This is a genomic window from Rodentibacter trehalosifermentans, assembly GCF_002000545.1.
Taxonomy (GTDB): domain Bacteria; phylum Pseudomonadota; class Gammaproteobacteria; order Enterobacterales; family Pasteurellaceae; genus Rodentibacter; species Rodentibacter trehalosifermentans.
On record NZ_MLHL01000101.1, the window covers coordinates 1 to 5,764 of the forward strand.

At 40.3% G+C, this 5,764-nt stretch carries 6 protein-coding genes and 1 pseudogene; all 7 read right to left on the reverse strand.

Annotation, left to right across the window (positions count from 1 at the left end; translation table 11 throughout):
* Positions 1–6: 6 nt before the first annotated feature.
* Positions 7–1,341: a VENN motif pre-toxin domain-containing protein gene (locus BKK52_RS12895; protein ID WP_077478871.1), complete on the reverse strand. Its 1,335-nt coding sequence runs from the start codon at positions 1,339–1,341 to the stop codon at positions 7–9.
* Positions 1,342–1,361: 20 nt separating this feature from the next.
* Positions 1,362–1,592 carry a DUF7683 domain-containing protein gene (locus tag BKK52_RS12900; RefSeq protein WP_077474316.1) on the reverse strand — a complete coding sequence of 77 codons (231 nt, stop codon included), beginning with the start codon at positions 1,590–1,592 and terminating at the stop codon, positions 1,362–1,364.
* Positions 1,593–1,678: 86 nt separating this feature from the next.
* Complete coding sequence (locus BKK52_RS12905) at positions 1,679–2,131, reverse strand: hypothetical protein (protein ID WP_077478872.1); 453 nt, start codon at positions 2,129–2,131, stop codon at positions 1,679–1,681.
* A 2-nt stretch (positions 2,132–2,133) separates the two neighbouring features.
* Positions 2,134–3,606, reverse strand: coding sequence for a VENN motif pre-toxin domain-containing protein (locus BKK52_RS14120; protein ID WP_341864559.1), 1,473 nt, complete (start codon positions 3,604–3,606; stop codon positions 2,134–2,136).
* 354 nt (positions 3,607–3,960) lie between these two features.
* Positions 3,961–4,122, reverse strand: a pseudogene (locus tag BKK52_RS14125) (polymorphic toxin-type HINT domain-containing protein); the annotation flags it as partial.
* A gap of 91 nt (positions 4,123–4,213) precedes the next feature.
* Entirely contained in the window at positions 4,214–4,432 is a 219-nt protein-coding gene (locus BKK52_RS12925) for a CPCC family cysteine-rich protein (protein WP_077415506.1), read from the reverse strand.
* Positions 4,429–5,764: VENN motif pre-toxin domain-containing protein (locus BKK52_RS12930; RefSeq protein WP_208606175.1), on the reverse strand; the 1,336-nt coding region annotated here is incomplete at its 5' end. The genes BKK52_RS12930 and BKK52_RS12925, both read right to left, overlap by 4 nt.

Sequence of the window (5,764 nt, forward strand, 5' to 3'; positions counted from 1 at the left end):
TCTACGTCAGCCCCTTAATTTTTCATCAAAATATTTACGACCTTCTCGCGGTTGGAAAGCTGTTCCCCCATCTTTTGCTTTTGGGTTTCTGATAATAACTGTACCGCTTTCTTCATGCCAGTAAGCACTACGACCATTGGATAATTCTTTAAATGATGTGTAGTTATTTACAACATTTTCGATATGCTGTTCAAATTGTTCTCTAGTAGAAACGGATATATTTTTAAATTCTCCTTGTTTAACAACATGTTTAGAAAAAGCATGTCCATCTGAAATCTCTTTAGAGATCAAAGTTGCTTTTAATTTAGGATACAACGCTACATTATCAGCACCTGTTGATATCCTTGTCGTTTGATTTTCATACCCTGTCGTTTTACCAACAATCGGCAAGTTTGAATTAGCATTTGCCCAATTAGGTAATAGCCCCGTTTTTTCAACCCCTTTCTTCACCAATCCCGCCGACTTCTGCAACAACTTCGCCCCAGCCGCACCAACAACCATTCCACTAACCGGGGTTGAACCAAAGTTACCCAAAATATAGCCTTGCATTTCGCCTGCTAATGCCGGGTCATGTTTTACCGCATATTCATATTGCTGATTCCATTCATCCATTGATACATAGACTTGCTCTATCACTTCATTCGGATGGGTGATTGCATAAGCAAGCGATTTTACGGTTTCATCAAGATTTAAGATAGCTTCCGCCGTTTCAACCACGTTATCTTTAACGCCTTTAGATTTGCCTTGTTGCATTGCGTCATAATAGGCTTCTGCTTTTTCTTCATCGCCGTTGAAATACAATTTCGCAAAGAGTTTGATATCATCCAAGCGCTCTTGATGAGGGTCAACATCAAAGAAATTATTCTCCACCGCCCTTTTCGCCGTGTCCGCGCCTGCTGTGGCAGTGAGGAACGTGCCACCTTGTTGCTCTGCGGTATTATTTGCTTTCGCAGTGAGTGCGCCCGCTAAGCCTCCTGCAATCTGACTTAACGTACTGATGTTCTCTTTTTCATTCGCTGTAAGCTCACTAGGTGCTTTGTTGTAAAGGGTTCGGGTTAAGATTTCTGCAGTGGCTTCTCCTGTTACACCCGCTATCGCTCCCGTCAGTGGGTATTTGCCCGTGACTTGGAACTCTACGGCTGAAAGCAAGGCATGAGCAGCTAAGTTTGCCGCCTTGTCTTTTGCGGTATCACCATCTGTCATTTTGTGGATTTTTTGGTTGAGATAAGGCGAAGCAAGTGCCACTATCGCACCATTCGTGTCGTTTTGTGCCGCCACCTGATTAGCGCTCGCCCCTTTCCCCATACTTTTTGCGTCAACGTTGAAATGGCGTGTCCACATTCATCGCCACACTCGCTAATTTATCCTTCGGAAGTCAGAAAAAAGCTAAGATATTCTTCATCATAATTAGTAATCCCCAAATTAGATAAATTTTCATTAGATAATTGATACACCCCAAAAATAAATGGGTCATCAATATCCACAGATATATGTTTCTTTATATCGCCTTGAGCTATATTCACTTTTATCCTAACAAGAAGTTCTTCTGTAAAGTTATTATATATTTCAATATATCTTTCTAACTCTTTCATATTACCTCTGAATAATGATACTTTGATTTTTCTCTCAGATATACCGAATTAATTTACTCTCCTATATTTATAATCAATAATCCATTTTATATTTCTTTTACCTTTAGAGAATCATAAAAATCAATAACATCCTTTTTTTTCACTAACCATTCAGATATTTTAAAACCATCTTCATTAACAGTTTCCCTATCGCCTATATATGAATTTATCTTAGAGATATCAAAATTTGGAATATCTCCTGTAAAAATAATTTTATTCTGTATAAACGCATTCTCTTTATCATAATAAACAATCCAAGAATTAATAAAATTAATAGAATTACTTTCATGCATTGATGTTATTAGTACAGAATGTTTCTGTGTCTCAAGCCCCTCAACTAAAGATGATATCCAACTATTTATATACTCCTTAGCTCTCCAATAATCTATGGGAATATGTAATTCTTCAACATAATTACCTAGCTTTATATAAGCCAAAATATGTTTCCCATATCCATTATCAAAGGATAGATTTTCATTTTTAAAGAAAATACCAAACATAATTAATCCTTAACTCTATTTAAATCTTTATCATAGGTTCCCAGTCTCTGGCCTTTTCGATCAAATAATTTCCAACCTTCAGAAACATTATGCCCATCGACATCCGGTGTAATATAATTTTTACCATTCCAATATACATCTTGCCCGTGAGAGTTAAACGGAGCTTTTTGTGGAGGTATTCGTTGCTTATATCCCAATCTCTCAGCTGCCTTATCAATAGTTTTATCTCTTGCAAATAACGCATTATCCCTCCAATCCCCAATCTGGCTTTCACCTCCTGCCAATATATGACCTTCTTTATCATTACTAACAACTTGGTTTCCACCTGTATTTGTCGGTAGATTATAGTCCGATGGATATTCTATTCCTCCCGTATGATTTACAAAAATTCTTGGGTCAATAATCGGTTTACCTTCAATCGTTGTTGTAACCAAATTTGGATCAACCGGTGAAAAGCCTCCATCTGCATTCGGTATCCAAACATCTGTTCCGACAAAAAAGCTCTCTTTCCCTAGTAAAACTTGGTTATTTAAATAAGCTCTCTGCTCATCTGTAAGTTTCGCTATTTTAGCCGGATCTCCTGATATTCCTGCTTGAATAGATTCCTCAATTTCTGAATTAGACAATACATAAGCTGTGCCGACCATACCTATAGCAGTCATACATTCTTTACTACACAGCAATTTTATTGTTGGTCTTATTGCTAATTTCGCAGACTCTGCGAGCAGATTATTATTTTCAACCGCCCGTTTCGCCGTCTCAGCCCCAGCTGTGGCGGTGAGAAACGTGCCACCTTGTTGCTCTGCGGTATTATTTGCTTTCGCAGTGAGTGCGCCAGCTAAGCCCCCTGCAATTTGACTTAACGTGCTGATATTCTCTTTCTCACTCGCCGTTAGTTGGTCCGGCGTTTTGTCATAAAGGGCTTTAGTCAGTATTGTCGCCGTGGCTTCACCCGTTACGCCCGCAACTGCCCCCGTCAGCGGGTCTTTACCCGTGACTTGGAACTCTACCGCCGAAAGCAAGGCGTGGGCTATCAGGTTGGTCGCCTTGTCTTTCGCCGTGTTCTCCTTCGTCATATCGTGGATTTGCTTGTTGAGATAAGGCGAAGCAAGCGCCACGATTGCACCATTGGTGTCGTTTTGTGCCGCTGCTTGAAGGGCTGCCGTCACCGCTCGGATTGCCATGCCATTTGGGCTGCCAATGCCAACGTTGTTATCAATCTTCTGTTGGGTTTTGTTAATTTCCTGTGTAATAGTGCCAATCTGCTTATCAAGCGCTGCCACTTGAGCACGGTTAGCATCATTGTCACCAAGGGCTTTTTTCTGTTCTTCCAGCTTAAACTTCTCAAGCCCGAGCTTGTTCATTTTCTCCCGCTCTTCATAAGTCGCAATACTGATGGCATTGTTAGCAATCTCACCTATCACCCTCGCCATTTCCTGCCGCTCTTGCACTTTCTTCAAGTCTTGTGTATGCATTCCTTTATTGGGATCATAATCTAATCTCCAACCTTTTTTTCCATCTGATGATACTCTTCCTACAACTTTACCGTATCCATCACTAATTTCTAAAGTTCCAATAAATGGCTTAGAGTCTAGACCTAAATCACCTACTTTTTCTAAAGCAAGATTTCTAGCAGCCTCCCAACTATGTTGTCTAGGTAAAATTGTCTCTACGCCCTTATGGTCTAATGTCTCAAAACGATTTCTATCCTTTTGAATAACCGTGATATCATTACCACTATGATCTTTAAATTGATAGGCTTTATGCCCATCAATATCTTTAATACGCTTAGAATCTTTCGGTAAGGCGTGCCAACAATCATTATGCACCCATACACCATCACTATCTCCACCTGCACCTTTAATGAAGTAAGTGTGATCGGTTTCTACCGTTAAGTTATACGCACTCAATTTTTCACGTTTAATACTCACGCCTTTTACGGTTTGCCATTGATTATTTTCCGACAACAGTTTGTAACCGGCTTTGAGGTTTTGTGCATTTACCTATTGCGCATGTTGAATACTATCGTTTTACATATTCCCTTCCATTTTTTCATAATATAGTCCAAATAGTTTACAAAAATTACGCTTTGATCTTTTTGCAATTTATATTCGTATACTTTTCGAAACACTTTCGTGCATCATTTAAACTCATTTGATTAGCTCCTCCATAAAAATCTGGATCATCAAATTGAACCGGATCATCTTCCCATCCACAAATACTACAAACTTCATATTCTCTTTCTGTTGATAACGAATAATTCATACAACAAGGACAGAGATACTCTCCCTTTTTCATCATTTTTGCTTCTCCCAATAATTTATTCCAGCCTCAGGTTTAAACATTGTTTTAGGAACTCCATCTTTATTTATAGATATAAATGTATTTTTTTCTGGATAATAGAATAACTTATCTCCATTAGTCCTTTCCTTGATTAAAGTTCCCTCAGGAGGATTTTTAATAAAATCATGAACATAATTTAGATAATCATCACTATTCTTCAACTCAGGAAACTCATTTTTATGTTTTTCCCAGTGAGATAAAGCATTCTCTTGTGAGGAGAATTTCTTAGTCTCAGACCAAATATTTTTATCATTAATAGTGACCCTAGTAGTAGAATAACCTGCAACTTCTCCAACAATCGGCAAGTTTGAATTAGCATTTGCCCAATTAGGTAATAGCCCCGTTTTTTCAACCCCTTTCTTCACCAATCCCGCCGATTTCTGCAACAACTTCGCCCCAGCTGCGCCAACAACCATGCCGCTAACCGGGGTTGAACCAAAGTTACCCAAAATATAGCCTTGCATTTCGCCTGCTAACGCAGGGTCATGTTTTACCGCGTATTCATATTGTTGATTCCATTCATCCATTGAAACATAGACTTGCTCTATCACTTCATTCGGATGGGTGATTGCATAAGCAAGCGATTTTACGGTTTCATCAAGATTTAAGATAGCTTCCGCCGTTTCAACCACGTTATCTTTAACGCCTTTAGATTTGCCTTGTTGCATTGCGTCATAATAGGCTTCTGCTTTTTCTTCATCGCCGTTGAAATACAATTTCGCAAAGAGTTTGATATCATCCAAGCGCTCTTGATGAGGGTCAACATCAAAGAAATTATTCTCCACCGCCCGTTTCGCCGTGTCCGTGCCTGCCGTTGCAGTCAGGAAGTTGCCACCTTGTTGCTCTGCGGTATTATTTGCTTTCGCAGTGAGTGCGCCAGCTAAGCCCCCTGCAATTTGACTTAACGTGCTGATATTCTCTTTCTCACTCGCCGTTAGTTGGTCCGGCGTTTTGTCATAAAGGGCTTTAGTCAGTATTGTCGCCGTGGCTTCACCCGTTACGCCTGCAACCGCCCCCGTCAGCGGGTCTTTGCCCGTGACTTGGAACTCTACCGCCGAAAGCAAGGCGTGGGCTATCAGGTTGGTCGCCTTGTCTTTCGCCGTGTTCTCCTTCGTCATATCGTGGATTTGCTTGTTGAGATAAGGCGAAGCAAGCGCCACGATTGCACCATTGGTGTCGTTTTGTGCCGCTGCTTGAAGGGCTGCCGTCACTGCACGGATTGCCATGCCATTTGGGCTGCCTATGCCATAAGTGCGGTCGATATTCTCTTGGATTTGGTTGATTTGTTCT

What these genes read in the sequence shown, in the direction of transcription:
- BKK52_RS12895 (WP_077478871.1), bottom strand. Translation starts at nt 1,341, where the DNA reads ATGTGGACACGCCATTTCAACGTTGACGCAAAAAGTATGGGGAAAGGG.
- BKK52_RS12900 (WP_077474316.1), bottom strand. Translation starts at nt 1,592, where the DNA reads ATGAAAGAGTTAGAAAGATATATTGAAATATATAATAACTTTACAGAA.
- BKK52_RS12905 (WP_077478872.1), bottom strand. Translation starts at nt 2,131, where the DNA reads ATGTTTGGTATTTTCTTTAAAAATGAAAATCTATCCTTTGATAATGGA.
- BKK52_RS14120 (WP_341864559.1), bottom strand. Translation starts at nt 3,606, where the DNA reads ATGCATACACAAGACTTGAAGAAAGTGCAAGAGCGGCAGGAAATGGCG.
- BKK52_RS12925 (WP_077415506.1), bottom strand. Translation starts at nt 4,432, where the DNA reads ATGATGAAAAAGGGAGAGTATCTCTGTCCTTGTTGTATGAATTATTCG.